The sequence below is a fragment of the Bradyrhizobium sp. USDA 3364 genome, from assembly GCF_054056355.1.
In genome coordinates, this window is record NZ_JBSRYG010000002.1 from 5839698 (window position 1) to 5864054 (window position 24357).

Annotated in this window: 25 protein-coding genes; 14 read left to right on the plus strand and 11 right to left on the minus strand. The window is 64.1% G+C overall.

Annotation, left to right across the window (positions count from 1 at the left end; translation table 11 throughout):
- Nucleotides 1-205: 205 nt before the first annotated feature.
- The 4 genes from oxlT (ACVILL_RS27390) to ACVILL_RS27405 form a co-directional block, all read right to left on the minus strand.
- The gene (gene oxlT, locus ACVILL_RS27390; protein ID WP_456731893.1) at nucleotides 206-1525 is read right to left on the minus strand and encodes an oxalate/formate MFS antiporter; all 1320 of its coding nucleotides are present in this window, start codon (nucleotides 1523-1525) and stop codon (nucleotides 206-208) included.
- Between the two features lie 246 nt (nucleotides 1526-1771).
- Nucleotides 1772-3070: an oxalate/formate MFS antiporter gene (oxlT, locus tag ACVILL_RS27395; RefSeq protein ID WP_456731894.1), complete on the minus strand. Its 1299-nt coding sequence runs from the start codon at nucleotides 3068-3070 to the stop codon at nucleotides 1772-1774.
- Nucleotides 3071-3326: 256 nt separating this feature from the next.
- A complete protein-coding gene (locus tag ACVILL_RS27400) occupies nucleotides 3327-3464 on the minus strand; it encodes a hypothetical protein (protein WP_456731895.1) in 138 nt (45 codons plus the stop codon).
- 428 nt (nucleotides 3465-3892) lie between these two features.
- Nucleotides 3893-4399 (minus strand): DUF2147 domain-containing protein, encoded by a 507-nt coding sequence (locus ACVILL_RS27405; RefSeq protein WP_456731896.1) that lies wholly within the window; start codon nucleotides 4397-4399, stop codon nucleotides 3893-3895.
- Between the two features lie 133 nt (nucleotides 4400-4532).
- Here ACVILL_RS27405 and ACVILL_RS27410 point away from each other — a divergent pair, with 133 nt between their 5' ends.
- The 3 genes from ACVILL_RS27410 to ACVILL_RS27420 all read left to right on the plus strand — a co-directional run bounded on the left by ACVILL_RS27410 (nucleotide 4533) and on the right by ACVILL_RS27420 (nucleotide 6714).
- Complete coding sequence (locus ACVILL_RS27410; protein ID WP_456731897.1) at nucleotides 4533-5090, plus strand: DUF2975 domain-containing protein; 558 nt, start codon at nucleotides 4533-4535, stop codon at nucleotides 5088-5090.
- 11 nt (nucleotides 5091-5101) lie between these two features.
- Nucleotides 5102-5344, plus strand: a complete 243-nt coding sequence (locus ACVILL_RS27415) for a helix-turn-helix domain-containing protein (protein ID WP_353703835.1) — start codon at nucleotides 5102-5104, stop codon at nucleotides 5342-5344.
- Nucleotides 5345-5511: 167 nt separating this feature from the next.
- Nucleotides 5512-6714: a GNAT family N-acetyltransferase gene (locus ACVILL_RS27420; protein ID WP_456731898.1), complete on the plus strand. Its 1203-nt coding sequence runs from the start codon at nucleotides 5512-5514 to the stop codon at nucleotides 6712-6714.
- A 69-nt stretch (nucleotides 6715-6783) separates the two neighbouring features.
- Here the strand turns inward: ACVILL_RS27420 and frc are convergent, their stop codons facing one another.
- The 3 genes from frc to ACVILL_RS27435 form a co-directional block, all read right to left on the minus strand.
- Entirely contained in the window at nucleotides 6784-8061 is a 1278-nt protein-coding gene (gene frc, locus ACVILL_RS27425) for a formyl-CoA transferase (protein WP_018270753.1), read from the minus strand.
- 61 nt (nucleotides 8062-8122) lie between these two features.
- Nucleotides 8123-9856: an oxalyl-CoA decarboxylase gene (gene oxc, locus ACVILL_RS27430; RefSeq protein WP_456731899.1), complete on the minus strand. Its 1734-nt coding sequence runs from the start codon at nucleotides 9854-9856 to the stop codon at nucleotides 8123-8125.
- Between the two features lie 90 nt (nucleotides 9857-9946).
- Nucleotides 9947-10642 (minus strand): GntR family transcriptional regulator, encoded by a 696-nt coding sequence (locus ACVILL_RS27435; protein ID WP_456731900.1) that lies wholly within the window; start codon nucleotides 10640-10642, stop codon nucleotides 9947-9949.
- A gap of 216 nt (nucleotides 10643-10858) precedes the next feature.
- On the opposite strand from ACVILL_RS27435, the gene ACVILL_RS27440 reads away from it, so the two are divergent.
- The 6 genes from ACVILL_RS27440 to ACVILL_RS27465 all read left to right on the plus strand — a co-directional run bounded on the left by ACVILL_RS27440 (nucleotide 10859) and on the right by ACVILL_RS27465 (nucleotide 16083).
- On the plus strand, nucleotides 10859-12988 hold the full coding sequence (locus ACVILL_RS27440; RefSeq protein ID WP_456731901.1) for an acetate--CoA ligase family protein: 2130 nt from the start codon (nucleotides 10859-10861) through the stop codon (nucleotides 12986-12988).
- Nucleotides 12989-13221: 233 nt separating this feature from the next.
- Nucleotides 13222-14019 carry a sterol desaturase family protein gene (locus ACVILL_RS27445; RefSeq protein ID WP_456731902.1) on the plus strand — a complete coding sequence of 266 codons (798 nt, stop codon included), beginning with the start codon at nucleotides 13222-13224 and terminating at the stop codon, nucleotides 14017-14019.
- Nucleotides 14006-14380 (plus strand): hypothetical protein, encoded by a 375-nt coding sequence (locus ACVILL_RS27450; protein ID WP_456731903.1) that lies wholly within the window; start codon nucleotides 14006-14008, stop codon nucleotides 14378-14380. The genes ACVILL_RS27445 and ACVILL_RS27450 overlap by 14 nt, the downstream gene beginning before the upstream one ends.
- A 12-nt stretch (nucleotides 14381-14392) precedes the next feature.
- Nucleotides 14393-14590: a hypothetical protein gene (locus ACVILL_RS27455; RefSeq protein ID WP_456731904.1), complete on the plus strand. Its 198-nt coding sequence runs from the start codon at nucleotides 14393-14395 to the stop codon at nucleotides 14588-14590.
- 40 nt (nucleotides 14591-14630) lie between these two features.
- Nucleotides 14631-14939, plus strand: coding sequence for a DUF6166 domain-containing protein (locus tag ACVILL_RS27460; protein WP_456731905.1), 309 nt, complete (start codon nucleotides 14631-14633; stop codon nucleotides 14937-14939).
- Nucleotides 14940-14973: 34 nt separating this feature from the next.
- On the plus strand, nucleotides 14974-16083 hold the full coding sequence (locus tag ACVILL_RS27465; RefSeq protein WP_456731906.1) for a Zn-dependent alcohol dehydrogenase: 1110 nt from the start codon (nucleotides 14974-14976) through the stop codon (nucleotides 16081-16083).
- 86 nt (nucleotides 16084-16169) lie between these two features.
- Here ACVILL_RS27465 and ACVILL_RS27470 read toward each other — a convergent pair whose 3' ends face one another.
- Both ACVILL_RS27470 and ACVILL_RS27475 read right to left on the minus strand, forming a co-directional pair.
- Nucleotides 16170-16898, minus strand: a complete 729-nt coding sequence (locus ACVILL_RS27470) for a GntR family transcriptional regulator (RefSeq protein WP_456731907.1) — start codon at nucleotides 16896-16898, stop codon at nucleotides 16170-16172.
- A gap of 136 nt (nucleotides 16899-17034) precedes the next feature.
- Nucleotides 17035-18447, minus strand: coding sequence for an MFS transporter (locus ACVILL_RS27475; protein ID WP_456731908.1), 1413 nt, complete (start codon nucleotides 18445-18447; stop codon nucleotides 17035-17037).
- 340 nt (nucleotides 18448-18787) lie between these two features.
- Between ACVILL_RS27475 and ACVILL_RS27480 the strand changes: the two genes are divergently transcribed.
- The 4 genes from ACVILL_RS27480 to ACVILL_RS27495 all read left to right on the plus strand — a co-directional run bounded on the left by ACVILL_RS27480 (nucleotide 18788) and on the right by ACVILL_RS27495 (nucleotide 21938).
- Entirely contained in the window at nucleotides 18788-19195 is a 408-nt protein-coding gene (locus ACVILL_RS27480; RefSeq protein WP_456731909.1) for a hypothetical protein, read from the plus strand.
- Between the two features lie 97 nt (nucleotides 19196-19292).
- Nucleotides 19293-20075 carry an NYN domain-containing protein gene (locus ACVILL_RS27485; protein ID WP_456731910.1) on the plus strand — a complete coding sequence of 261 codons (783 nt, stop codon included), beginning with the start codon at nucleotides 19293-19295 and terminating at the stop codon, nucleotides 20073-20075.
- A 213-nt stretch (nucleotides 20076-20288) separates the two neighbouring features.
- Nucleotides 20289-20678, plus strand: a complete 390-nt coding sequence (locus ACVILL_RS27490) for a DUF1236 domain-containing protein (protein ID WP_456731911.1) — start codon at nucleotides 20289-20291, stop codon at nucleotides 20676-20678.
- A 198-nt stretch (nucleotides 20679-20876) separates the two neighbouring features.
- Nucleotides 20877-21938 (plus strand): ketopantoate reductase family protein, encoded by a 1062-nt coding sequence (locus ACVILL_RS27495; protein ID WP_456731912.1) that lies wholly within the window; start codon nucleotides 20877-20879, stop codon nucleotides 21936-21938.
- Between the two features lie 124 nt (nucleotides 21939-22062).
- On the opposite strand, the gene ACVILL_RS27500 is transcribed toward ACVILL_RS27495, so the two are convergent.
- Together ACVILL_RS27500 and ACVILL_RS27505 are read right to left on the minus strand one after the other, a co-directional pair.
- A complete protein-coding gene (locus tag ACVILL_RS27500; RefSeq protein ID WP_456731913.1) occupies nucleotides 22063-22662 on the minus strand; it encodes a thiamine pyrophosphate-dependent enzyme in 600 nt (199 codons plus the stop codon).
- Between the two features lie 8 nt (nucleotides 22663-22670).
- Nucleotides 22671-23222, minus strand: coding sequence for a thiamine pyrophosphate-binding protein (locus ACVILL_RS27505; protein ID WP_456731914.1), 552 nt, complete (start codon nucleotides 23220-23222; stop codon nucleotides 22671-22673).
- Between the two features lie 168 nt (nucleotides 23223-23390).
- Here ACVILL_RS27505 and ACVILL_RS27510 point away from each other — a divergent pair, with 168 nt between their 5' ends.
- The gene (locus tag ACVILL_RS27510) at nucleotides 23391-24356 is read left to right on the plus strand and encodes a Bug family tripartite tricarboxylate transporter substrate binding protein (RefSeq protein ID WP_456731915.1); all 966 of its coding nucleotides are present in this window, start codon (nucleotides 23391-23393) and stop codon (nucleotides 24354-24356) included.
- The last annotated feature ends 1 nt before the right edge of the window (nucleotide 24357 follow it).

Sequence of the window (24357 nt, forward strand, 5' to 3'; positions counted from 1 at the left end):
GCTTAAATAGGCAGGTTTGCTGACGTTTCGGCCGATTGTGAGCGGCCGTCAATGGTGACGCCAAGCAATCGTTTCAAGTGCACTGGTATCTGGTATCCCTGATGGGTGACGGTGTCCTGACCAAAAGAAAGAGGCGCACCGAGGTGCGCCTCCGGCAGTCCAGGGGAGAGTTCGGGCCAGGCCGTCCTGATCAGGCCGTCCTTGATCAGGCGGTCTTGGCGCTCGTCGCGGTCTCGGCTGCGGCGGCGGCCGCTTCGTTGCCATTGATGAACGCGCGGCGCATCGGCTTGATCACGAGCAGCGCCATCAGCGCCGCGGTGGCATTGAGCGCGACCGCGATCACGAACACCGCCTGCCAGCCGTAGCTGGCGGCAACGATGCTGGCGGCCGGCACCAGCAGCGCGGCGGTGCCCTTCGCGGTGTAGAGCATGCCGTTGTTGGTGGTCGCGAATTTCGAGCCGAATGTGTCGCCGCAGGTCGCCGGGAACAGCGAGTAGATCTCGCCGAACACGCCGAAATAGACCGCGGTCGCCAGCACGAACACCAGCGGGTTATGGCCCCAGGTCGAGAGCGTCAGCAGCATCAGCGCGCCGGTGCCGAACGCGATGAACATGGTGTGCTCGCGGCCGATATTGTCGGAGACCCAGCCGAAGAACGGCCGTCCGAAACCGTCGAAGATGCGGTCGAGCGAAATCGCGAAGGTCAGCGCGGCCATCTGGAAGCCGGCGAGCGTGACCGGCGTCGTGGCAATCTTGTAGTCGTGCGCGATCGGTGCGATCTGCGCCGCCGCCATCAGGCCGCCGGATGCGACCATCACGAACACCAGATACATGACCCAGAAGATCGGGCTGCGCAGCACCTGCGGCGGCGTGAAGTCGATCTTGGTCTGCGGCAGGTTGAGCTGCTTCTTCTTCGGCGGGATCGAGACCGCGGGCGGCTGGATGAAGAAGGCGAGTAGGAAGACGATCAATCCCTGTCCGATGCCGAAATCGAAGAACGCGGTCTGATAGCCGCTGGTGGCGATCATCTTTGCAATCGGCACCACGGTGAGCGCAGCGCCGGCGCCGAATCCGGCCGCGGTTGCGCCGGCGGCAAGGCCGCGGCGATCGGGGAACCACTTCAGCGCGTTGCCGACGCAGGTGCCGTACACCGCGCCCGCGCCGATGCCGCCGAACACGGCGGCGGTGTAAAGCAGGGCGAGCGAGTCGGCATAGGAGTTCAGCACCCAGGCGAGCGCGATCATGACGCCGCCGAACATGATGACGAGCCGCGGGCCGTATTTGTCGACGAACCAGGCTTCGATCGGCACCAGCCAGGTCTCGGTCACGACGAAAATCGTGAAGGCGAATTGGATCGATGCGCGGCCCCAGTGATGCGCGCCGTCGATCGGATCGACGAACAGCGTCCAGCCGTACTGCAGGTTCGCGATCATCGCCATGCAGACGATGCCCATGACGAGCTGCAGCCAGCGGAAGCCGCTGGACGAAGGTTGAGCTTGTGTGACGGCAGTATTGCTGGAAACCATCAAGTCCTCCCAAGCGCGCCTGGTCTTCATGAGACCCAGTGTCGCAATTATTGTGGCGTATCGTCGCAAGCGCTTCGGCGGATGTTGGTATACTATATTCCAGAAAGCAAGCCCATCACCCTGCTGCATCGCAGCAAATCTGGCATACGGGGCACAGACTTTCGGCCTATGCGATGGCCTGGCGGATAACGAAAAACGCCCGGCGGTGAGCCGGGCGCTTCGTCGACAGCAGTGAAAGCGGGTTGCCTAGGTCGCGGCGACAGCCGATTTCTCGACCACGATTTTCCGCCACGGCTTGAGCAGCACGATCGCGAGCAGCGAGGCGAGGATGTTGGCGCCGGCTGCGACGATGAACACGCTGTCCCAATGGCCCGACGACTGCTGCATGTAGTTGGCGATCGGCACCAGCAGCGCTGCGGTGCCTTTCGCGGTGTAGAGCAGGCCCGCATTCGTCGTTGCGAATTTCGCGCCGAACGTATCGGTGCAGGTCGAGGGGAACAGCGAGTAGATCTCGCCCCAGGCAAAGAACACGAAGCCCGAGAGCAGCACGAACCAGACGGGATCGTGACCCCAGAGATAGAGCATCCAGATGCCGATGCCTTCCATGCCGAAGGCGATGAACATCGTGTTCTCGCGGCCGATCATGTCGGAGATCCAGCCGAAGAACGGACGCGTCAGGCCGTTGAGCACGCGGTCGATGGTCGCCGCGAAGGTCACCGCCGTCATCGTCATGCCGATCAGCGTCACCGGCACGCTGTCGACCTTCCAGTCGACCGCGATCGGCTTCAGGTTCGCCGTCACCATCAGGCCGCCGGCGCCGACGATCACGAACATGAAGTACATCAGCCAGAAGATCGGCTGCCGCAGCACTTCGGTCGGCTGATAGTTGCGCCTGGTCTGGACCAGATTGGCATTCTGCGCCACCGGCGGCACCTGGCCCGGCTTCGGCGCGAGCAGGAAGAAGGAGAGCAGCACGATGATGATGCCCTGGCCGAGACCGAAATACAGGAAGGTGGTCTGGAAGCCGGAGTCCTTGATCATCGCCTGGATCGGCGCGACCGTGAGCGCCGAGCCCGCGCCGAAACCGGCTGCGGTGATGCCCGCGGCGAGCCCGCGCTTGTCGGGAAACCATTTCAGCGCATTGCCGACGCAGGTGCCGTAGACGGCGCCGGCGCCGATGCCTGCGATGATCATGCCGAGATAGTAGCCGTTGAGCGAGGTCGCCTGCGCGTTGATCGCCCAGCCGATCGCGCAGAGAATGCCGCCGATCAGCACGACGAGGCGCGGACCGTATTTGTCGACGAACCATCCCTCGATCGGCACCAGCCAGGTCTCGAACAGCACGAAGAGTGTAAAGGCCCACTGGATCGATGCGCGATCCCAGCCAAACTTTTTCTGGATGTCGGGGACGAAGAATGTCCATCCGTATTGATAGTTTGCGATCATCACCATCGCGGCGACGCCGATCGCAAGTTGCGTCCAGCGATAAGTGTCGCTGACACGCGCGGCCGCGGGGGCCGCAGTTGCCTGAACCATGTCCGACATTGATCCTCCCAGTGCGCCCCTTGTCGTTGCTTATGAGCGCGCGATGGCCATCTTGGTATCCGATATGCCAAGGTTCAAGCTGTCGCAGTGGCGGCGTGCGCATATGCCGCACAGGACTCAGCAGCCATCGCGGAAGACTAATTCACCGCGCAAAGAAAATGGCCCCGAAAATCGGGGCCATTGGTCGAAGGTTCAATGCGAGGTCGCATCCTAGCGCCGAAACAGCATCGGCGAAGAGCGCCCGGAATCTCTTGGCTTAGAGGCCGAAGCGCGGCAGGTCGCCGTTGCGGTTGGAAATCTCCGCGCTCTTCATCAGCAGGCGGTCGATCGTGGCCAGCAGGCGGCCGAACAGGGTGGACGAGGGCGCGAGGGTAATAGCGGCAGTCTTGGACATTGGTGTCCCCTTTCATTGGAGGCCAGCAATGGGCCGGCTCATCATCTGAAGCCAAATTATGTATACCAGATGCCAGATACAACGGATTTGTTTGCATAGCAGCATTCACGACTGTGCAACGCAGCATAATGGGCTGGTTGGCATCCCAGATCGGGAGGAAAGGCGCGCGAAACCAGGGCCTTGAATGGGTCTTGGAACCCGGCGAATGGCCTTGGAACCGGCCTTGGAACGCGGCCCCGGACCGGGCGCGAAGTCTAGGTCGGTAGCAGCTCTTTCGCCCAGGCCGGGAACTCTTGCCGAACAGCGCGAGCCGGATGCCGCCGAACCGGGAACAGCGATCATAAAGAAGGCCGCCTGATGGCAGAGGCGGCCTTGAGTTGGAGGGTTTGCTTTTCTTCTTGGCCGATGAAGGGTCGGGGCCAGTCCCTTCACCGCGTCCAGTCTTCGCCGGCGCACAGCGTTCCCATGCAGCCGCGAACGGTGAGGGTGCCGGACGAGACCAGCGTCACCGAGCTCTCATAGGTCTTGCCGTCATCGGCGTTGTAGATTCGCCCCGCCCATTTGTTCGGGCCTGCGGGCTGCATGTTGATGAACAGCGACATGCCCATCACCGGGCGATTTCGCTGTGCGGGATCGGCATTCTTGTCGTCGCGCTGCGGCTTGCCGGTGGCCCTGTCCATCGGCTCCTTCAGCCAGATGACGCGGCCGCACAGCGCGCTGCCGCAGCGGTTCACCTTGATCCTGGCGTCGCCGGACTGGGTCAGCCAGACGCCGGCCGGATCGTTGGCCTTGTCGCCAGCCTTGGCGGCGTCGGCGGGGCTGCCGAGCAGCGGGATGTGGAATGCCGCCGCGATCAGGCGGCGGGTGAGGTGAGCGTGGATCAGCTGCTTTAAGGCCTTATGCAGGCCGTCATGGTCTGGGATTACCGTCATCATCCACCCTCTTCATGAAACATTTCATGATAAACATGAAATTAATCACGTTTAAGGTTGAGTCAATGACATTACCGCAGCATGATGCGGTCCGGCCGTAACGGCCTGTTGTGGAAAAAATTTTCGGATGGATGCGATGGGGAATTCGGTTCGTGAACAGCGCCAGCTTTGGTTTCGCAGGCTGGATCGGGCGTTCTGGGTGATCTGGGCCGCGCTGCCGGTCGTGCTGTGGCTGGCCTATTACCGCACCACGACAGCCTCGGCCACGATCGCCGAAAGCCTGATTGGCGAGCAGGCCAAGTGTGCCGCGATCGTCGCCAACCCGCTCACCATGTCGGCCACGGGCAAGATGCTGTTCTGGTCGCTGTTTGCGCTTGGGGTATCGTTTTATGCCGTGCTGATCGGCATCCTTCACCGGATGGTGAATCGATTCGCCGGCGGACGGATCTTCGTGTCCGAAACCTTGCAGGGGGTCTGGTGGATCGGGATCTTCCTGGTGGTCTGGCCGTTTGTGGATACGATCACGACCAACGCGGTGACCTATGCCCTCTATCAGCTCGGTGACATCAAGTTCTTTCTGCCGAGCTATGGCGTCGACGTCGGCACCGTCGCAGGCGGTGTCTTCCTGATGGCGCTGAAATTCGTGATTGAGCACGCCATCCTGCTGCAGTCCGAAAACGAGCTCACGATCTGAGGGCGATGCCGGTGCCGATCGTGGTGAACCTCGATGTCATGCTCGCCAAGCGCAAGCGCCGCCTCGGCGACCTCGCGGACGCGATCGGCATTTCGATCCAGAACCTGTCGATTCTGAAAACCGGCAAGGCGAAGGCGATGCGCTTCTCGACGCTGTCGGCGATCTGCCGCGAGCTGGACTGCCGGCCGGGGGATATTCTGGAGTATGTGCCAGGCGATGAGGGCGGTGACGCCGAGGGCGGCGAGGGCGGTTGATCGCAGGCGCGGCCGATTGCGAAGCATCGCCATGACGCGCGGTCTCCGCCGCCTTCTTGCCTCCGCGGAAAAGAACGGCTTGTTGCGCGGATAGCACACACACTTCGCGCCAATTCAGTTACATTCAGACCATATTTGGAAAAATTTAGCATCATCCGGAGCGATGCATGGCGTCAGACGCCGTCAGCCTGGTTGGTACATCAAGTATAGCCGACGCGGCCGCTGCTCCGGCGCGGTTTGACGTGAAGATACTGACGCGCGGCGAAATCGCTGATAGCCCCGCCTGGGCCGCCACCTTCGCCGACCTGCGCAAGGATCACCGCTACTACGAGATCCTCGAGGACACGCTCCGCGAAGGCGTCGAGTACCGGTACGTCGCGATCATCGACCGGGCCGACTGTATCCAGGCCGTGCAGCCGTTCTTTCTGCTCGAGCAGGATATTCTCGAAGGACTTGGCGCGCAATGGCAGCCGCTGCTGGCGCGCATCCGGCGCTTCGTGCCCGGATTTCTCAAGATGCGGACCTTGATGGTCGGGTGCTTCGCCGGGGAAGGGCATCTCGCCGGATCAGACACGGTGCCGCCTGCCGAAATTGCGGAAATTCTCTGCCGCGAGATCGTCAATCTCGCAAGGTCGTGCCGGGCGCAGCTGATCGTGCTGAAGGAATTCCCTGCGCGCTACCGGCCGGTGCTGGATTGCTTCGTCCGGCGCGGCTTCGCCCGTGCGCCGAGCATGCCGATGACGGCGCTCAACATCGAGCACGACGATTTCGAGGCCTACATGCGAACTGCGCTGTCGCGGTCGGCGCGCTGGCAGCTGCGCAAGAAGTTCAAGGCGACCGACGGCGAAACCATTGTTCTCACCGTCACCGATGACGCGAGCGATGCCGTCGACGAGATCCATCCGCTCTATCTGCAGGTGTTCGAGCGTTCGAAATTCCGTTTCGAGAAGCTGACGACCGATTATGTCCGCCGGCTCGGCGGCGACATGAAGGACAAGGTCCGCTTCTTCATCTGGCGCCGGGGCGGGCAGGCGGTCGCCTTCAGCCTCTGCATGGTCGAAGGCGACAGTCTGTTCTGGGAATATGTCGGGCTGGATTATGCCGTCGCGCTCGACCTCCATCTCTACTACTACACCATCCGCGACATGATGAGCTGGGCGATGGCCAACGGCTACAAATGGCTTCGCAGTACGGGCCTCAGCTACGAGCCGAAATTCCGGATGCGGCACGATCTCGATCCGCTCGACCTCTATGTGCGGCTTCGCTCCCCGCTTCCGAACGCGATCTTCAAGCTGCTGCTGCCCTGGATCGTGCCGGCCCGCTACGACAAGACCCTGCGCAGGTTCGCGAACTATCGCGATCTCTGGTAGCGGAAACGGGCCAAATAAAAATGGCCGCGGTTGCCCGCGGCCATTTGTTGTGTTGCTTGAGCGCAGCCCTTACTCGGCGGCCTGCTTGCGCGGCGGATCGAGGGCGCCGGAGTCGTGGATCTCGGCGACCTGGTGATCGCTGAAGCCGAGCACCTCGCGCAGGATCTCGTCGGTGTGCTCACCGAGCAGCGGCGAGCGCTGCACGTCGCTTGGCGAATCCGACAGCTTGATCGGGTTGCCGACCGAGACATACTTGCCGCGGGTCGGGTGATCGACCTCGACCACGGTGCCGGTCGCGCGCAGCGACTGGTCTTCCGCGATCTCCTTCATCGACAGGATCGGGCCGCAGGGGATGTCGTCCTTGTTGAGGATCTCCATCGCCTCGAACTTGGTCTTGGTCATCGTCCACTGTTCGATGCGGCCGAAGATCTCGTTGAGGCGCGGCAGGCGGGCCGGCGGCTTGGCGTAGTTCGGATCGGTCTTCCAGGTCGGCTCGCCGATCACGTCGCAGATCTTCTCCCAGACCGGGGCCTGGGTGATGAAGTAGATGTAGGCGTTCGGGTCGGTCTCCCAGCCCTTGCACTTCAGGATGCGGCCGGGCTGACCGCCGCCGGAATCGTTGCCGGCGCGCGGCACGGCGTCGCCGAACGGGATGCCTTCGCCGAACTGGCTGTATTCCTTGAGCGGACCATGGGCGAGGCGCTGCTGGTCGCGCAGTTTCACGCGCGCCAGATTCAAAACACCATCCTGCATCGCCGCGGTGACGCGCTGGCCCTTGCCCGAATGGGTGCGCTGATAGAGCGCGGTGACGATGCCGAGCGCGAGGTGGAGGCCGGTGCCCGAGTCGCCGATCTGCGCGCCGGTGACGAGCGGCAGGCCGTCGCGGAAGCCGGTAGTCGAGGCGGCGCCGCCGGTGCACTGCGCGACGTTCTCATAGACCTTGCAGTCCTCATACGGGCCGGGGCCGAAACCCTTGATCGAGGCGACGATCATCTTCGGGTTGATGGCCTGGATCTTCTCCCAGGGGAAGCCCATGCGATCGAGCACGCCGGGGCCGAAATTCTCGACCAGCACGTCGCACTGCTTGATCAGCGCGGTCAACACTTCCTTGCCCTTCGGGTTCTTGGTGTCGAGCGTGATCGAGCGCTTGTTGTGGTTCAGCATGGTGAAATACAGGCTGTCCACGTTCGGGATGTCCTGCAGCTGGCCGCGCGTGATGTCGCCGACGCCGGGGCGCTCGACCTTGATCACGTCGGCGCCGAACCAGGCCAGCAATTGCGTGCAGGTCGGACCCGACTGAACGTGGGTGAAATCGAGAATGCGAACGCCCTTGAGCGCCTTGGTCATAATGTTTGCTCCGTACTCTGGTCTACCCCTGCACCCGCAGGGAGTGATGGGGTTTAAGGGGTTACTTCTTCTTCTGCAGAACGCTCTGCGGATTGAGGTTGCCGATACGGCCGCTCTCCGAGCCCGCCGCCGGATCGATCACCGCGTTGATCAGCGTCGGCTTGCCGCTATCCAGCGCCGCATTGACCGCGCGCTTCAGCTCATCCGGAGAGGTGGCGTTGACGCCCACGCCGCCGAAGGCTTCCATCATCTTGTCGTAGCGCGAGCCCTTGACGAACACGGTGGTCGCCGGATCGTCGCCCGCGCTGTTGACGTCGGTGCCACGATAGATGCCGTCATTGTTGAAGATCACGACGCAGATCGGCAGCTTGTAGCGGCAGATGGTCTCGACCTCCATGCCGGAGAAGCCGAACGCGCTGTCGCCTTCGACCGCGAGCACGGGCAGGCCGGTCTCGACCGCGGCCGCGATCGAATAGCCCATGCCGATGCCCATCACGCCCCAGGTGCCGACGTCGAGCCGCTTGCGCGGCTTGTGCATGTCGACGACGCCGCGGGCGAGGTCGAGCGTGTTGGCGCCCTCGTTGACGAAGATGGTGTCCGGACGCTCCGCGATGATCGCGCGCAGCGCGCCGAGCGCACCGTGATAATCCATCGGGGAAGCATTGCTCATCAGCTTCGGCGCCATCTTGGCGACGTTGTCGTCCCGCTTCTTGGCGATGGTCGAGAGCCAGTCGGAAGGCGCCGCGGTCCAGTTCGTGCCCATCGCGTCGAGGAACGCGGAGACGCAGGAGCCGATGTCGCCGACCACGGGGGCAACGATCTCGACGTTGGAATCCATTTCCTTCGGCTCGATGTCGACCTGGATGAACTTCTTCGGGGCTTCACCCCAGGTCTTGCCCTTGCCGTGCGACAGCAGCCAGTTGAGACGGGCGCCGATCAGCATCACGACGTCGGCTTCCTTCAGCACGGTCGAGCGCGCAGCGCCCGCGCATTGCGGATGCAGGTCGGGCAGCAGGCCCTTGGCCATGCTCATCGGCAGGAACGGCACGCCGCTCTTCTCGACGAAATTCTTGATCGCCTCGTCGGCCTGCGCGTAGGCCGCGCCCTTGCCGAGGATGATCAGCGGACGCTTTGCGCTCTTCAGCACGTCGAGCGCGCGCTTGACCGAAGACGGCGAGGGGATCTGCTCGGGCGCCGCGTCGATCACCTTGACCAGCGACTTCTGGCCGGCATCGGCGTTCATCACCTGCGAGAACAGCTTTGCCGGCAGGTCGAGATAGACGCCGCCCGGACGGCCCGACACCGCGGCGCGGATCGCGCGTGCGAGGCCGATGCCGATGTCCTGGGCGTGCAGCACGCGGAACGCCGCCTTGCACAGCGGCTTGGCGATCGCGAGCTGGTCCATTTCCTCATAGTCGCCCTGCTGCAGGTCGACGATTTCGCGCTCGGAGGAGCCCGAGACCAGGATCATCGGGAAGCAGTTGGTGGTGGCGTGCGCCAGCGCGGTGAGGCCGTTGAGGAAGCCGGGCGCAGACACCGTCAGACAGACGCCGGGCTTCTTGGTGAGGAAGCCGGCGATCGAGGCAGCGTAGCCGGCGTTCTGCTCGTGGCGGAACGAGAGCACGCGAATGCCCGCCGCCTGGGCCATGCGGCCCAGGTCCGTGATCGGGATACCCGGCACGCCGTAGACGGTGTCGATGCCGTTGAGCTTGAGCGCGTCGATGACGAGATGGAAGCCATCCGTCAGCTCTTGCTCGGTGCCCGGTGCCTCGGACTTCACAGCGGTATTCAGCATCGGCATCATCTCCCTGATCGTTCTTGTTCGGACGATCTATTCGTCGTCTGAAGCGTGAGTGAACTCTAAAACCTAAGTGAACAGTGCTCTCTAAGTGAACAGTTCCTGGCCGTGCGCCTCGACATAGGCGGCAAGGCCAAGCGTGTGGTCGCGTGCCCGCTTTTCGGCGAGCTCGGTGTCGCGCGCTTCCAGCGCCTCGATGATTCCGAGATGCTCCGGCAGCGAGGTCGCGGTGCGGTCCTTGCGGCCGATCGTGAGCTGGCGATAGCCGCGCACGTGCAGCAGCAGGTCATTGGTGAGGTCGACCAGCACAGGCGATTCCGACAGCGAGATCAGCGCCTGATGGAAGGCGATGTTGGCCTTGGAATATTCCTCGACGTGATCCTGCGGCAGGCGATCGTCGCTGAAATCCTTGAAGAAGTCGCGCAGCGCCGAAATGTCCTTCTTGCGCGCGGTGGTCGTGATCAGGCGCGCCGCCATGCTCTCCAGCGCAGCCCAGGCGCGGATCATGTCGACGATCTCCGCCTTGGTGCGGCGGACCACGACGATGCCGCGGCGCGGCACGGTTTTCACGAACCCGTCCTGCTCGAGCATCGCGATGGCTTCGCGGATCGGCGTGCGGCTGACGCCGAGGCGCTCGGACAGCGCGCGCTCGTCGAGCATCACGGGCTCCGGCGTCGCGTAGATGTCCATCCTCAAGATAGCTTCCTTCAAGGCCTCATAGGCCTTGTTCTTGAAGCTCGTCTCCGGAGCGATCCGGACGATGGCGATATCTGTGTCAGCCATGATTGGCGACGCCTTGGTCTGTTTCGGGTCAGGCACGACTCGTCTCCTCCAGTTGGAGACGTCTTCTTAGCAGAAGAAATTACCTTAGATTTTTGGCATGCCAAATACCAGAATGTCAAGGTGGCCTTATTTTTCGATGTTTTTGGGTATCGACCGATCTTGACAATTACGTTTTTGGCATACCAAATGCCACGAAATTGTCCCAGGAGGAAGCCGATGTCAAATTCTAAGGATGCGGTCCGCAAAATTCTCGATGCGGTCAAGGCCGACAAGCGCACGAGCCTCACCGCGCCCGAAGGCAAGGTGGTGTGCGACGCCTACGGCATTCCGGTGCCAAAGGAAGGCGTCGCCAAATCGGCCTCCGAGGCCGCCCGGATCGCCTCCGACATGGGCTTCCCGGTGGTGATGAAGATCGTCTCGCCCGACATCCTCCACAAGACCGAGGCCGGCGGCGTGGTGGTCGGCGTCAAGAGCGCCGCCGACGCCGAGAAGAGCTACGAGACCATTCTCGCCAACGCCAAGAAATACAAGGCCGATGCCAAGATCGAGGGCATCCAGGTCCAGCAGATGCTGGGCGGCGGCACCGAGGTGATCGTCGGCTCGATCACCGACGGCTCGTTCGGCAAGCTGGTCGCCTTCGGCCTCGGCGGCGTGCTGGTCGAGATCCTCAAGGACATCACCTTCCGCCTCGCGCCCGCGACCAAGGACGACGCGCTGTCGATGCTCGACGGCATCCAGGCCCATGAGATGCTGAAGGGCGTGCGCGGCGGCGACCCGGTCAATCGCGAGGCGCTCGCCGACGTCATCGTCAAGGTGTCGCAGCTGGTCAGCGATTTCCCCGAGATCGTCGAACTCGACCTCAACCCGGTGTTCGCCACCAGCAAGAATGCGATCGCGGCCGACGTCCGCATCGTGGTCGACTTCAACTACAAGCCGCGCCCGGCGCCGCGTCCGACCGAAGAGATCGTCGCCGCGATGAACCGCATCATGCAGCCGAAGGGCGTCGCCGTGATCGGCGCCTCCGCCGAGGACGGCAAGATCGGCAACTCCGTGATGAAGAATCTCATCAACGGCGGCTACAAGGGCGAGATCTATCCGATCCACCCGAAGGCGGAAGAGATCTTGGGCTACAAGGCCTACAAGAGCGTCAAGGACGTGCCCGGCGTGATAGACACCGCCGTGTTCGCGATCCCGGCGAAGTTCGTCGCCGGCGCGCTCGCCGAGTGCGGCGAGAAGAAGATCCCCGGCGCGGTGTTGATTCCCTCGGGCTTTGCCGAAGCCGGCGCGCCGGAATTGCAGGCCGAGATCGTCGAGGTCGGCAAGAAGTACAACATCCGCCTGATGGGGCCGAACATCTACGGCTTCTACTACACGCCGGCCAATCTCTGCGCCACGTTCTGCACCGCCTACGACGTCAAGGGCCACGCCGCGCTGTCGTCGCAGTCGGGCGGCATCGGCATGGCGATCATCGGATTCTCGCGCTCGGCCAAGATGGGCGTGTCGGCGATCGTTGGCCTCGGCAACAAGTCCGACATCGACGAGGACGATCTGCTCGCCTTCTTCGAGCAGGACCCCAACACCAACCTGATCGCGCAGCACTGCGAGGACCTCAAGGACGGCCGTGCCTTCGCGGAGGCCGCCAAGCGCGTCTCCAAGAAGAAGCCGGTGGTCGTGCTCAAGGCCGGCCGCACGTCTGCGGGCGCGAAAGCGGCCTCGTCGCACACCGGCGCGCTCGCCGGCAACGACAAGATCTATGAGGACGTGTTCAAGCAGTCCGGCGTGATCCGCGCGCGCTCGCTCCGGCAGCTCTTGGAGTTCGCCCGCGGCGTGCCGGTGCTGCCGACACCGAAGGGCGAGAACGTGCTGATCATCACCGGCGCCGGCGGCTCCGGCGTGCTGCTGTCCGACTCGGTGGTCGACAATGGCCTGTCGCTGATGCAGATGCCGCCGGATCTCGACGCCGCGTTCCGCAAGTTCATCCCGCCGTTCGGCGCGGCCGGAAATCCTGTGGATATCACCGGCGGCGAGCCGCCGATCACCTACGTCAACACCGTGAAGCTCGGCCTGTCGGACGAGCGCATCCACGCGCTGATCCTCGGCTATTGGCACACCATCGTGACGCCGCCGATGGTGTTCGCGCGCAACATGGTCGAGGTGAAGAAGGAGATGGAGGCCAAGGGCTTCGTGAAGCCGATCGTCGCCTCGCTCGCCGGCGACGTCGAGGTCGAGGAAGCCGCCGAATATCTCTACCAGAACGGCATTCCGGCCTACGCCTATTCGACCGAACTGCCGGTCGAGGTGCTGGGCGCCAAGTACAAGTGGGCGCGCGGCGCGGGCCTGCTCTGATCTTTTGATCTGTCAAAGACCAGTGGCCGCCTCGGACCTCGTCCGGGGCGGCCTTTTCGTTGGGCCGCCCCGATCTCAAACTTGCCGCCGAGGTGCGCGAAGAGGGCGCCACCAGCCGATCTCTCGAAACCATCCCGGTTTTTCCGCACCGCGCCCGGCCGACGAAGGCGGCTTGCCTTCCGTATCTGATGTGCTACTGATATGTCAGTTGAAGCGCGATGGAGGAACCGGCGATGGAGTTGGCTGCAACAGGGATGACCGACCGCCAGCGCAAATATCGCGCGACCTACCGCGAGCGGGTGGTGGGCTGGTACAATGGCTGGCTGCATGTCGTGCTGATCTACACCATCGGCTTCACGGCGCTGTACGTCTACCTGGCCAATGTGCACGACGTGAAATGGTGGGAATACCTCACCATACCCGCGGTCTTCCTGATTGCGAACTTCTTCGAGTGGGCGGTGCATCGCTTCGTCATGCACCGGCCCTCGAACGTGCCGTTGCTGCGCGCGATCTACAGCCGCCACACGCTGATGCACCATCAATTCTTCACCGAGGAGGAGATGCGCTTCGCCGATCATCACGACTGGCGCGTCACCTTTTTCCCGCCCTATGCGCTCGTGGTGTTCACCCTGATGTCGATCCCGCCGGCGATCGTCGCAGGCCTCGTGATCTCGGCCAATACCGGTTGGCTGCTGATCACCACGACCACGTCAATGTACCTGATCTACGAATTCATGCATTTCTGCTGCCATGTCGAGGAAAATGCCTTCGTGCGCAACATGCCGTTCGTCAACACCATCCGCCGGCATCATACCGCCCATCATAACCAGTCGATCATGATGGAGCGGAACATGAACCTGACTTTCCCGGTGATGGACTATCTGTTCGGCACCTCCGATCTCAATCGTGGCCTGCTTGGCCACGTCTTCAACGGCTACAGCACGCGCTACGTGAAGACCGACATGCGGCGCACGGCGCGGACGCCGCGGGTTCCGATGAAGGAGCAATCGGTGCCGCATGCCGCAGCTTGAACCCAATCTCACGGGCCTCGCCTGGTTCGGCCTGTTGTGGAGCGTGTGCTGCATCGGCTTCCTGCAACTGGCGGGGATGTATCCGCTGCGCGGACGCGCCATTCTGCCGGTGACGATGACGACGCTGTTGTGGGTGATGTTGCTCGCCGGCACGCTGGTATTCGCCCTGGTGGAGCTGCGCTGGACCACCGTTATCGTGGTGGGCGGTGTGCTGTTCCTGTTCCTGCCCGAGCTGTTTCAGGCGCTGCCGGCATGGTGGCGCGACGGACGCGCGGGATTGCGCCTGTCCTGTTGCGCCATGATCGCGGCGCTGGCGCTGCTCGTCGGCGTCGCTGCACCGTCGTTTCACATCTGGACCTGAGGGAACGTTTCGATGCCAAGCCACATCAAGCTCATGCTATCGCTGGCATGCCTCGCCACGGCGGCCTGCGGATATGTCTTCATGGTCTATCTGGGACAGCAGGGACCGAGCTACGCGGTCGCCTTCCTCGGCGTATTCGCCACGGTTGCGATGTGGATCTTCCCCGAGGTCGTCAAGAAGGACCTCAAGGTCCGTTCACCAGGATCCTGATAAGGCACCTGATACGATGCTGCAGCACAGGGAGGATCCGATGGCAAGCTATACCGGGGACCGTACCATCGACGGCATTTCCGTCCTGGTCGACGGCGAGCCGTTGTCACCGCATTACGACCAGTTCAGACTCACCGAGCACGGTTTTGAATGGAGCTATGAGGGGCCCGAGCCGGCCCAATTGGCCTTCGCGCTGCTCTATGATCATCTGCACGACGCCACTGCCGCGAAGGCGCTGCACGAGAGCTTCATGCGGCGGGTGGTCGCCAATTTCGACAATGAATGGGAGCTCTCCTCGACCGATCTCGACGAGGCCGTCGCGGCGCTGCGGTCCGGACAAGCGGCCTGACCCGCACTGATGTCTCCAGCAGAGAACCTCCGAGATGACCCTGACCTGTCGCGCGGCGGTGCTGCATCGAAGCGGAACGCCACTGTCCGTCGAGCGCGTTTCGCTTGCACCGCCCACGTCGACCGACGTCGTGGTGAAGGTGCGTGCTGCGGGCCTCTGCCACACCGACCTGGAGGTGATCGACGGATCGCTGCGCTATCCCTTGCCGATGATCCTCGGGCACGAGGCGGCCGGCATCGTCGAGGCGGTCGGCAGTGCGGTGCGCGACGTGCGCGTCGGCGATCACGTCATCCTGTCCTGGAATCCGCATTGCGGGCACTGCTTTCACTGCGACCGCGCGCAGCCGATCCTGTGCGAGACCTATCTCGCGCGGGGCGCGGAAGGCTTGCATTTCGACGGCGCGTCGAAGGCGCGGCTCGCGGACGACCGCAACCTGGCGCACCTGATGTTCCTCGGCGCATTCTCGGAATATGTCGTGCTGCCGGCCCAGCAGGCGATCGTCGTGCCGAACGACATCCCGTTCGACCGCGCGTGCCTGATCGGCTGCGGCGTCATGACCGGCGTCGGCGCCGCGCTGAACGTCGCGGCCATCGGTCACGGTGATACCGTGATGGTCACCGGCTGCGGCGCGGTCGGGCTGGCAGCGGTGCAGGGCGCCCGGCTTGCCGGCGCCGGTGCTGTTATCGCGGTCGACCTCGACGATGCAAAGCTTGGCCTCGCGCGGCAGCTCGGCGCCACGCACGTCGTCAACGCGGCCCGCGAGGATCCGGTCCAGGTCGCAAAGCAGACGACGTGCGGCCGGGGAGCCGACGTCATCCTCGAAGCGGCGGGCCAGGCGCTGGCGTATCGGCAGACCGCGGAGGCGGTGCGGCCGGGCGGCGAGGTGATCTGGCTCGGCAAGATCGACGTCTCGCACGACGTGAGCTTCCGCTGGGGAGCTTTGATGGGGGAGAAGCGATTTCGGCGCTCGAGCTACGGCGGCGCGCGGCCGCGGCGCGACTTTCCCTGGCTGGCGCAGGCCTATCTCGATGGCCGGCTCAAGCTCGATGAGCTGATCACTGCCCGCTGCACCCTCGACGGTATCAATGATGGCTTCGAGGCGTTGCGGCGCGGACGGTCGATTCGTACTGTCGTCGAGTTCTAAAGCATGATCCGCAAAAGTGGATCCGGTTTTCCCTCGCGACAAACGCGGACCGCGTTTGCGCGGAGATCATGCTCAAGCAAAGGTTCTCAGAGCGTCGAACGCGCAAAACTTTCGATGTAGTCGATCAGGCTGTCGGAGGCAGCACCGGCCGCGTCGACGCGGCGCTCGGCGATGGCTTCGGCGACGTCGGCATGCAGCCGCGCCGCGAGCGGCAGATCGGCAGCTTCCTTATAGTGCTGGTACCAGAAGCGGCGCGACAGGCCATGCATCAGACCCATGGCGCGGGAGGCGAATTCGTTGCGCGACGCCGCGGAGATCAGGTTGTTGAACTGGTGATCCAGCCGCATGAACAGCAGATCGTCGGATTTTTCCGCCGCGCGCCGCATGCCGGCGGCGATCTCGGAGAACTGCGTGCGTTGCTCGCTCGTGGCGCGCTCGGCGGCGCCGCGTGCCATCAGCCGCTCCAGCTCGCGCCGCACTTCGAGGAGGCGGAGCTGGGCCCTGAGGTCGATGTCGGACACCAGCACGCCCCGACGGGCAAGGATGTTGACGAGACCGTCGCGCGACAGACGCTGCAATGCCTCGCGGATCGGGGTACGGCCGATGTCGAGCCGCTTGGCAAGCACGAGTTCGGAGAGTGCGGTGCCGGGCGGCAGCTGCAGCGTCACGATCAGCTCTTCCAGCTCGGCATAGGCGCGATCGGTGAGCGTGACGTCGCTTGGCGGGAGAACCGCCTGCACGGACGCCCGCGGCTTGTTGCCGGCGGCGGAGGATTGCCGCGCCGGCCGGCGGCTCCCTGCCGCGTGAGCGCGCATCGTGCTGGATCGTTTGTTCGAATCTGCCATCGGGATCGCGAGTGCTGCTGTACAGCAGATATCTCACACGCCCGATGGCGCTGACAAGGCCGGTCGATCGGCGCCGCGCCGAATCGGGCGGCGCGTAGCGCGCCCATCAGTGCGAAATGCTCTCCAGCGTGCGGCCGCGGGTTTCCTCGCCGAGCAACAGCACCGCCAGTGCCGCCACCACGAACGCGCCGGCGCCGAGCGCGAACACGCCGCCCTGTCCCGCGGCCGGCAGGATCACGCCGATCACATAGGGGCCGATCAGCGAACCGATTCGGCCGACGGCCGAGGCAAAACCCGTTCCGGTGGCACGGATATGGGTCGGATACAGTTCGGGCGTATAGGCGTAAAGCGCCGACCACATGCCGAACAGGAAGAACTGCATGCAGAGGCCGGCGATGATGAGCTGGGTCTGGTCGGTCGCCCCGCCATAGAAGTGGCAGGCGATCGCGCCGCAGAGCAGGTTCATTACCAGCGTCGCCTTGCGGCCCCAGGATTCGACGAGCCAGGCCGAGACCAGGAAGCCGGGGATGCCCGCGAGCGAGATCAGGATGGTGTAGAATACCGATTTGGTGATCGGGAATCCCTTGGCCTGCAGCAACGCGCCGAGCCATGTGGTCAGGCCGTAGAAGCCGAGCAGCGCGAAGAACCACAGGGTCCACAACATCGTGGTCCGCCTGGCATAGATGCCTGAAAACAGCGTCCGCACGCCCGTCACTTCGGACGCGGGGGCCGCCGCCTGGCGCACCACCGGCGGCAGTTCCTTGCTGCCGAGACGATCGCGGACCTTGCTCTCGATGGCGCGCACGGTCGCTTCGGCCCGTTCTGAATAGCCGTGAGAGGCAAGCCAGCGCGGCGATTCCGGAACGTAGCGGCGTACCACGAGCACAAAGACGGCCGGGATCGCCTGCAGGATGAACACCCAGCGCCAATCGGCGGCCTGCAGCACGAAGTAAGTCAACAGTCCCGACGCGATGAAGCCGAGCGGCCAAAATCCTTCGAGGAAGGCGATGTAGCGGCCGCGGTTGCTGGCCGGCATGATCTCCGAGACCATCGACTGCGCGACCGGAAATTCCATGCCCATTCCGAAGCCGAGCAGCAGGCGGGATGCGCCGAGTGCGGTCGCCGTCGTGGAGAGACCGCAGAACAGGCTGCCCAATCCCCAGAAGATCATGCTGACCTGGAAGACGCGGGCGCGGCCGAAGCGGTCGGCAAGCAGGCCGGCGGACGCGGCGCCTGCGAACATACCGAGGAAGCTCATGCTGGACAGCAGCCCGGCTTCCGCGGTCGAGAGGCCGAAGGTCTGGCGGATCGAGCCGAGCACGAAGGTCAGCGCGGCCAGATCCATGCTGTCGAAGAACCACGCCGTTGCGATGATCCCGAAGATCCATCGCTGATAGGACGTCAGCGGCAGGCGTTCGAGCCGCGCCGCGATATCGGCGACCTGCTGCGCTTGCGCGGTTCGGGCGACGGCGGCCGGAGCCCGACTTCCGGCTCCTGCGGTGACGTCGGAAATGGTCATTGCTGCCTCCCCAGGTGGACGTTCAAGGGCTCTTGCTGGCCTCTTTAATAAAATGTCACACGAATGGCAGTCATATGTCAATTGGTGATCACACGCACGGTGCCGGACGAGGTGGGGACAAATCGGCGCCTAGCGCGGACTTTCCGTGATCCGATCTAGGTTCGACGTAGCTTCGGGCTCCTTCCGAAGCGGCACCAAAACCCGGTTAACGGCATCCGAGAAATCGGGGGCTAACGGATAATCCGGCTTTAATCGGGAGCCGATTAAACGTCTCGGGTTGCAACGTGCCGGATGCCTGGAAGCATCCGATATTGCGTCCGGAGGAGGCGTTTTCCCCATCATGTCAGTTCAGGTCGATTCGGATTTTGCGAGCGACGATCGCGCCAGGGCGCAGATCGGCGCGGCGGTGAACTACCTGCTCAGGGACGCGACCGGCGTCGCGCGCGAGCATGCCGTCGAGACCATCGTCGAGATGGTGCGCGATGTCGCGAGCCGGCCGCCCGCGCTCGAAACGCCGTCGATTCAACCGCTGATGAGCGGCGTCACCTACCGGGACTTTGTCATCGATGCCTACCGGCGCGATGTCGATCGCTGGCGCGCGACCATCCGCCGCTCGAACGGCAAGAAGATCCGGATCGCTTCTCCGCCGTCGGTGCGCGACGAGGCGACGACGACCGCGGACGCGATCACCGCCGAGAAGGCCATCGAGTTCGCCAGGCGCGCGATCGATCTCGGCGAGGTGATCTGATCCGCCTGCGGCTGCCGCGTCTCGGCAGTCGTTGAGCCTATGCTTGGGACGCGCGATATGCGAATCTTGACGCATCGCGTCCCAGCTGAGAAATGCCATGCCTTCCGAACTCCGTTCACCGCGTCTCGCCGTCCTGATCGACGCCGACAATGCATCTGCCAGGATCGCCGATGGGCTGTTCGAGGAGATCGCCAAGATCGGCGAGGCCAGCGTGCGCCGCATCTACGGCGACTTCTCCAATCCCAGGTCCAAGGGCTGGGCCGACATCCTGTCGAAGCACGCCATCATCCCGCAGCAGCAGTTTGCCTATACGACCGGCAAGAATGCATCCGACATCACGCTGGTGATCGACGCCATGGACCTGCTGCACAGCGGCCGGTTCGACGGCTTCTGCCTGGTGTCGTCGGACAGCGATTTCACCCGTCTTGCCGCCCGCATCCGCGAGCACGGCATCGACGTGTTCGGGTTCGGCGAGCAGAAGACGCCCGAGAGTTTTCGGCAGGCCTGCCGCAGGTTCGTCTACACCGAGAATTTGCGTGGCGGCGCGGCGAGCAACCAGGATGCGGCCGCGCGTGCCCAGCCGTTGCAGCAGCCCGAGGCCGCCACGCCGATCATCAAGCAGGTCCTCGGCCAGATGGCCAGCGAAGACGGCTGGGTCACGCTTGGCGAGGTCGGACGCCAGCTGCAAAATTTTGCCTCCGATTTCGATCAACGGACCTACGGCTTCCGCACCCTGGGCGAGCTGGTGCGCAGGACCAACGCCTTCGAGATCGATCATCCCAAGGGCGGGACGATGCGAATTCGCATCAAGCAGGCGGCGGCACCGCCGCCACGACGGCGAACGCCGAGACGGCGAACCGGTCAAAAGCCGCCGGAATGAAAGGCGCGCGGCGCGGACCCGGGCCGTCTCTGAATCTGAACCAACGATGAATGCCGCTTACGACATGCTCGAAGCGGCATTTTCATTTGCGCCGGAACCAGAGCGAGTTGCGGCGGAACTGGAATCTGCGCGCAAGTTGCCGCGCCGGAACTGGAACGTCTCATTCGCTGCGATGTTGAAGGGGCATCTCATAGCTCGGAGGAGGAGAAGATGATGAACAAGCGTTTTGCCATTTCCCTTGTTGCTGCCACGTCGCTGCTCGTGTCCGGTTCGGCCTTCGCGCAGTCCACGACTGCTGCGGGCGCCGCAAACGGTGCGCGGACCGGCGGCGAGATTGCGGGCCCGGTTGGCGAGATCGTCGGCGGCACGGTTGGTGCTGCGGTCGGCGCCGGCCTCGAGATTCCGAATGCGGTGATCTCCTCGATCCCGCGCAACGAGCCATCGGTCGTGGTGCGTGAGCGCATCGTGGTCGGCGAGCCGCTGCCCGACACCGTCGTGGTGCGCCCGGTGCCGCGCTACACCGAATATCGCTACGCCATCGTCAACGATCGCCGCGTGATTGTCGACGCGCGCTCCCACCGGATCGTCAAGATCATCGACTGATCGGCCAAGCCTTTGATGATCGAATCCCCGCGGGCTCGTCGTCCGCGGGGATTCGTCTGTCCCATGAATACCGGCATGGCACGGGCCCGCTTTTTTCATGCAGCGACCGGTTGGCCTGACCGCCCGATCCCCTAGACTGCCCGCCAACGGACGGACGCAGCACACGTCTGTCTCAATCAAGAGCAGGGGGATCGAAACATGGGTCGGAAGATCGCGATCGTCGGCGCGGGTGCGGTCGGCGGCTACGCCGGAGCCCACATGGTGCAGGCGGGTGAGGACGTCACCTTCATCGATCCCTGGCCTGAGCATGTCGAGCACATGCGCAAGCACGGGCTGCGCGTCACACACGCGATGGACGTCGCGGAATTCGCGGTGCCGGTGCGCGCGCTTGATATCACCGACGCGCAGCAACTCGCCAAGGAGAAGCCGGTTGACATCGCCTTCGTCTGCATGAAGTCCTACGATACGGCCTGGGCCACCATGCTGATCCGGCAATATCTCGCGGCCGACGGCTATGTCGTCTCGCTGCAGAACTGCATGAACGAGGAGACGATCGCCGGCATCGTCGGCTGGGGCAAGACGCTCGGCTGCATCGCGAGCAGCATCACCGTCAATCTGCCCGAGCCCGGCCATATCCACCGCGGCGCCGGCAAGGGCGGCGCTGCCCACACCGTGTTTCGCGCCGGCGAGGTGCATGGCCGCATCACCGCGCGGGCCGAGGAGGTGTGCCGGCTGGTCGGTTTCTCCGACAGCGCCAAGGTCACCTTCAACCTCTGGGGCGAGCGCTGGTCGAAACTCGTCGCCAATGTGATGGGTAACGGGCTGTCGGCCTGCACCGGCCTGCCGGGCAGCGAGGTGCTGCAAAGCGAACCGCTGCGCCGTTTCTCGACCCGGCTCGGCAGCGAGGCGATCCGCGTCGGCCAGGCGCATGGCTATCAGCTCGAGGAGATCCTGCACCTGCCGCCGGAGACCATCGCGCGCGCCGGCGAGGGCGACGAGGCCGCGACGCGGGCGTGCGACGAGCAGCGCTTCAAGGATGCCAAGCGCACCTCATCCGCGCAGCGTCCCTCGATGGGCCAGGACATGCAGAAGGGCCGCCGCACCGAGATCGAATTCCTCAACGGCTTCGTGGTGCGCGAGGGCGAGAAGCTCGGCCTTGCGTGCAACGCCAATGCCGCCCTGACCGACATCGTCAAGCGCGTCGAGCGCGGCGAGCTCGCGCCCGATCCGCGGCACATCACCGAGCTCAGGATGAATTGAGGCGGCGCCGTCGTCATTGCGAGCGAAGCGAAGCAATCCATCTCTCGGCATATGAGGAAAGTTGGATTGCTTCGTCGCTTCGCTCCTCGCAATGACGCTGTGCAGGCAGCAAGCGCTTTCTGGACTACAGCAGCTGCCGTACCCCCATCCCGTGCATGAACCGCTCGCGGATCTGCACGGGATCGCGCCTCGTCGTGCCGGTGCCGGGCTTGTCGTCGATGCGGACGCCGATCAGGCTCGGGCCTGCGGCCTGCTTCGATTGCTCGATCAGCCGCTCGAAATCGTCCTCATCGGCGGCCCAGGAGCTGCTCGCAAGCCCGCTGGCGATTGCGACCTGGACGACATCGGTATGGCCGGCGGCGGGCGTCGGCTGGCTGCCGGTGATCTGGTAGATGCCGTTGTCCATCACCACCATGGTGAGGTTCTTCGGCGCCAGTGTCGCGATGGTCGAGAGGCAGCCGAGCTGCATCAACAGCGAGCCGTCGCCTTCGAGCGCGAACACGCGGCGTTTCGGCTGCGCCAGCGCGACGCCGAGGGCGATCGGAAACGCCAGTCCCATGCTGCCCAGCATGTAGAAATTCTCGGGCCGGTGGCCGGCGGCCCACAGGTCGAAGTTGGTGTTGCCGATGCCGCCGATCACGGCCTCGTCCTTCAATTTGGCGACGAGGCGCTGGGTGAGGTCGAAGCGGTTCATCACCTTGGTGTTGCGTTGTGTGCTGGTCATGGCTGATCTCACTTGTCGAAGGTCTTGCCGCCGGTCAGAAGCGGCGAGAGGATCAGCGCCACCGGCGCCTGGGTGGTGACGGCCTGCTTGATCGAACGGTCGGCGATGAATTCGAGCTCGTCGAGCCGGGTGATGGTGTGGTGTTCCATCGCCAGCGAATCCAGCACCGGCCGCATGGTGCGGCAGACCAGCGCCTGGCCGTAATTGAACTCGCCGAGCGTGCCGCGCTCGGAGACGAACATGATCAGTGGGATCTGGTAGGGCACCGCGAGCGAGGCCAGCACGTTGGCGAGCGTGGCGAAGCCCGAGGTCTGCATCAGCACGGCGCCGCGCATCCCGGCCATCCAGGCGCCGGAGACGATGCCGACGGCCTCTTCCTCGCGCGCGGTCGGAAATGTCGTGAAATAGGGATCGGCGTGCAGGTCCTTGATCAGGGTGGTCAGCACCCGGTCGGGCACATAGGGCACGAGCTTGATCTCGTTCCGTTTCAGCGTCTGCAGCACGATGCCGTGCCAGCTGGTCGCCGACTTCTGGGGCGAGGCTTGTTCCGCGGCCGCCATCCTGTTCTCCCTCTCGCGCGACGCTGATGTTCGCTTGCGGATCGCAACTTGACGCGGTGCCTGTGATTGTCAACATGCCGCGGCCGCAACGCGATCTGCGGAATTCGGCCACCCCAGCGCCGAACCGACGTGCGATACAGACGGTAACGATAAAGACGGGAGGCGCGGATGGCCGGATGGATCTGGCGGACGACCGTTGCGGCGGCGGCGGTGTTCGCGGCCGGGCTTGCGTCCGCGCAGCCGTATCCGGCCAAGGCGGTTCACATTCTCGTTCCGTATCCACCCGGCGGCGGCGTCGACGTGCTGACGCGGACGCTCGCCGAAACGGTGTCGAAAACCTGGACGCAATCGATCGTGGTCGAGAACCGGCCCGGCGCGGGCGGGGTGATCGCCTCGCAGGCGATCGCGACATCGGCGCCCGACGGCTACAACCTGATCATGGTGGCGAGCGGCCACGCCACCAATCCGTTCCTCTATCCAAAACTGCCCTACGACACGTTTAAGGACTTCTCGCCGATCTCGCTGTTGGCGTCGTCGCCGAACGTGCTGCTGGTGCGCGCGGATTCGCCGTTCAAGTCGGTCGGCGACGTCATCACTGCTGCGAAGGCGAAGCCGGGTAGCCTGTCGTTCGCCCATGCCGGCAACGGCACCTCGACCCATCTGGCCGGTGAGCTGCTCAACAGCCTCGCCAAGATCGATCTCAGCGCGATCCCCTACAAGGGCGGCGCGCCCGCGATCAACGATCTGCTCGGCGGGCAGATTCCGATGTCGTTCAACAACGGACCGGAATCGGTCGGGCAGCTGCAGGCCGGCACGGTTCGCGCGTTGGCAGTGACGACGGCCTCGCGGGCACCGTTCCTGGCCGACGTGCCCAGCATGTCGGAGACCGTGCCGGGTTACGACACCGAGGTGTGGTGGGGCCTGCTCGGACCCGGCAACATGCCGCCCGATCTCGTTGCGAAGATCTCGCACGATTTCGTCGCGGCGCTGAATACCGATGACGTGAAGCAGCGGCTCGGCAAGCTCGGCGCGATCCCGATCGGCTCCACGCCGGACAAGTTCGCCGCCAAGATCAAGGCCGACTACGACAAATGGGGGCCGATCATCAAGGCCGCCGGCATGAAGGCGGAATAGA

Coding starts and splice junctions, on each gene's coding strand:
- oxlT (WP_456731893.1), bottom strand. CDS start 1,525: ATGGTTTCCAGCAATACTGCCGTCACACAAGCTCAACCTTCGTCCAGC.
- oxlT (WP_456731894.1), bottom strand. CDS start 3,070: ATGTCGGACATGGTTCAGGCAACTGCGGCCCCCGCGGCCGCGCGTGTC.
- ACVILL_RS27400 (WP_456731895.1), bottom strand. CDS start 3,464: ATGTCCAAGACTGCCGCTATTACCCTCGCGCCCTCGTCCACCCTGTTC.
- ACVILL_RS27405 (WP_456731896.1), bottom strand. CDS start 4,399: ATGATGACGGTAATCCCAGACCATGACGGCCTGCATAAGGCCTTAAAG.
- ACVILL_RS27410 (WP_456731897.1), top strand. CDS start 4,533: ATGGGGAATTCGGTTCGTGAACAGCGCCAGCTTTGGTTTCGCAGGCTG.
- ACVILL_RS27420 (WP_456731898.1), top strand. CDS start 5,512: ATGGCGTCAGACGCCGTCAGCCTGGTTGGTACATCAAGTATAGCCGAC.
- frc (WP_018270753.1), bottom strand. CDS start 8,061: ATGACCAAGGCGCTCAAGGGCGTTCGCATTCTCGATTTCACCCACGTT.
- oxc (WP_456731899.1), bottom strand. CDS start 9,856: ATGCTGAATACCGCTGTGAAGTCCGAGGCACCGGGCACCGAGCAAGAG.
- ACVILL_RS27435 (WP_456731900.1), bottom strand. CDS start 10,642: ATGGCTGACACAGATATCGCCATCGTCCGGATCGCTCCGGAGACGAGC.
- ACVILL_RS27440 (WP_456731901.1), top strand. CDS start 10,859: ATGTCAAATTCTAAGGATGCGGTCCGCAAAATTCTCGATGCGGTCAAG.
- ACVILL_RS27445 (WP_456731902.1), top strand. CDS start 13,222: ATGGAGTTGGCTGCAACAGGGATGACCGACCGCCAGCGCAAATATCGC.
- ACVILL_RS27450 (WP_456731903.1), top strand. CDS start 14,006: ATGCCGCAGCTTGAACCCAATCTCACGGGCCTCGCCTGGTTCGGCCTG.
- ACVILL_RS27455 (WP_456731904.1), top strand. CDS start 14,393: ATGCCAAGCCACATCAAGCTCATGCTATCGCTGGCATGCCTCGCCACG.
- ACVILL_RS27460 (WP_456731905.1), top strand. CDS start 14,631: ATGGCAAGCTATACCGGGGACCGTACCATCGACGGCATTTCCGTCCTG.
- ACVILL_RS27465 (WP_456731906.1), top strand. CDS start 14,974: ATGACCCTGACCTGTCGCGCGGCGGTGCTGCATCGAAGCGGAACGCCA.
- ACVILL_RS27470 (WP_456731907.1), bottom strand. CDS start 16,898: ATGCGCGCTCACGCGGCAGGGAGCCGCCGGCCGGCGCGGCAATCCTCC.
- ACVILL_RS27475 (WP_456731908.1), bottom strand. CDS start 18,447: ATGACCATTTCCGACGTCACCGCAGGAGCCGGAAGTCGGGCTCCGGCC.
- ACVILL_RS27480 (WP_456731909.1), top strand. CDS start 18,788: ATGTCAGTTCAGGTCGATTCGGATTTTGCGAGCGACGATCGCGCCAGG.
- ACVILL_RS27485 (WP_456731910.1), top strand. CDS start 19,293: ATGCCTTCCGAACTCCGTTCACCGCGTCTCGCCGTCCTGATCGACGCC.
- ACVILL_RS27490 (WP_456731911.1), top strand. CDS start 20,289: ATGAACAAGCGTTTTGCCATTTCCCTTGTTGCTGCCACGTCGCTGCTC.
- ACVILL_RS27495 (WP_456731912.1), top strand. CDS start 20,877: ATGGGTCGGAAGATCGCGATCGTCGGCGCGGGTGCGGTCGGCGGCTAC.
- ACVILL_RS27500 (WP_456731913.1), bottom strand. CDS start 22,662: ATGACCAGCACACAACGCAACACCAAGGTGATGAACCGCTTCGACCTC.
- ACVILL_RS27505 (WP_456731914.1), bottom strand. CDS start 23,222: ATGGCGGCCGCGGAACAAGCCTCGCCCCAGAAGTCGGCGACCAGCTGG.
- ACVILL_RS27510 (WP_456731915.1), top strand. CDS start 23,391: ATGGCCGGATGGATCTGGCGGACGACCGTTGCGGCGGCGGCGGTGTTC.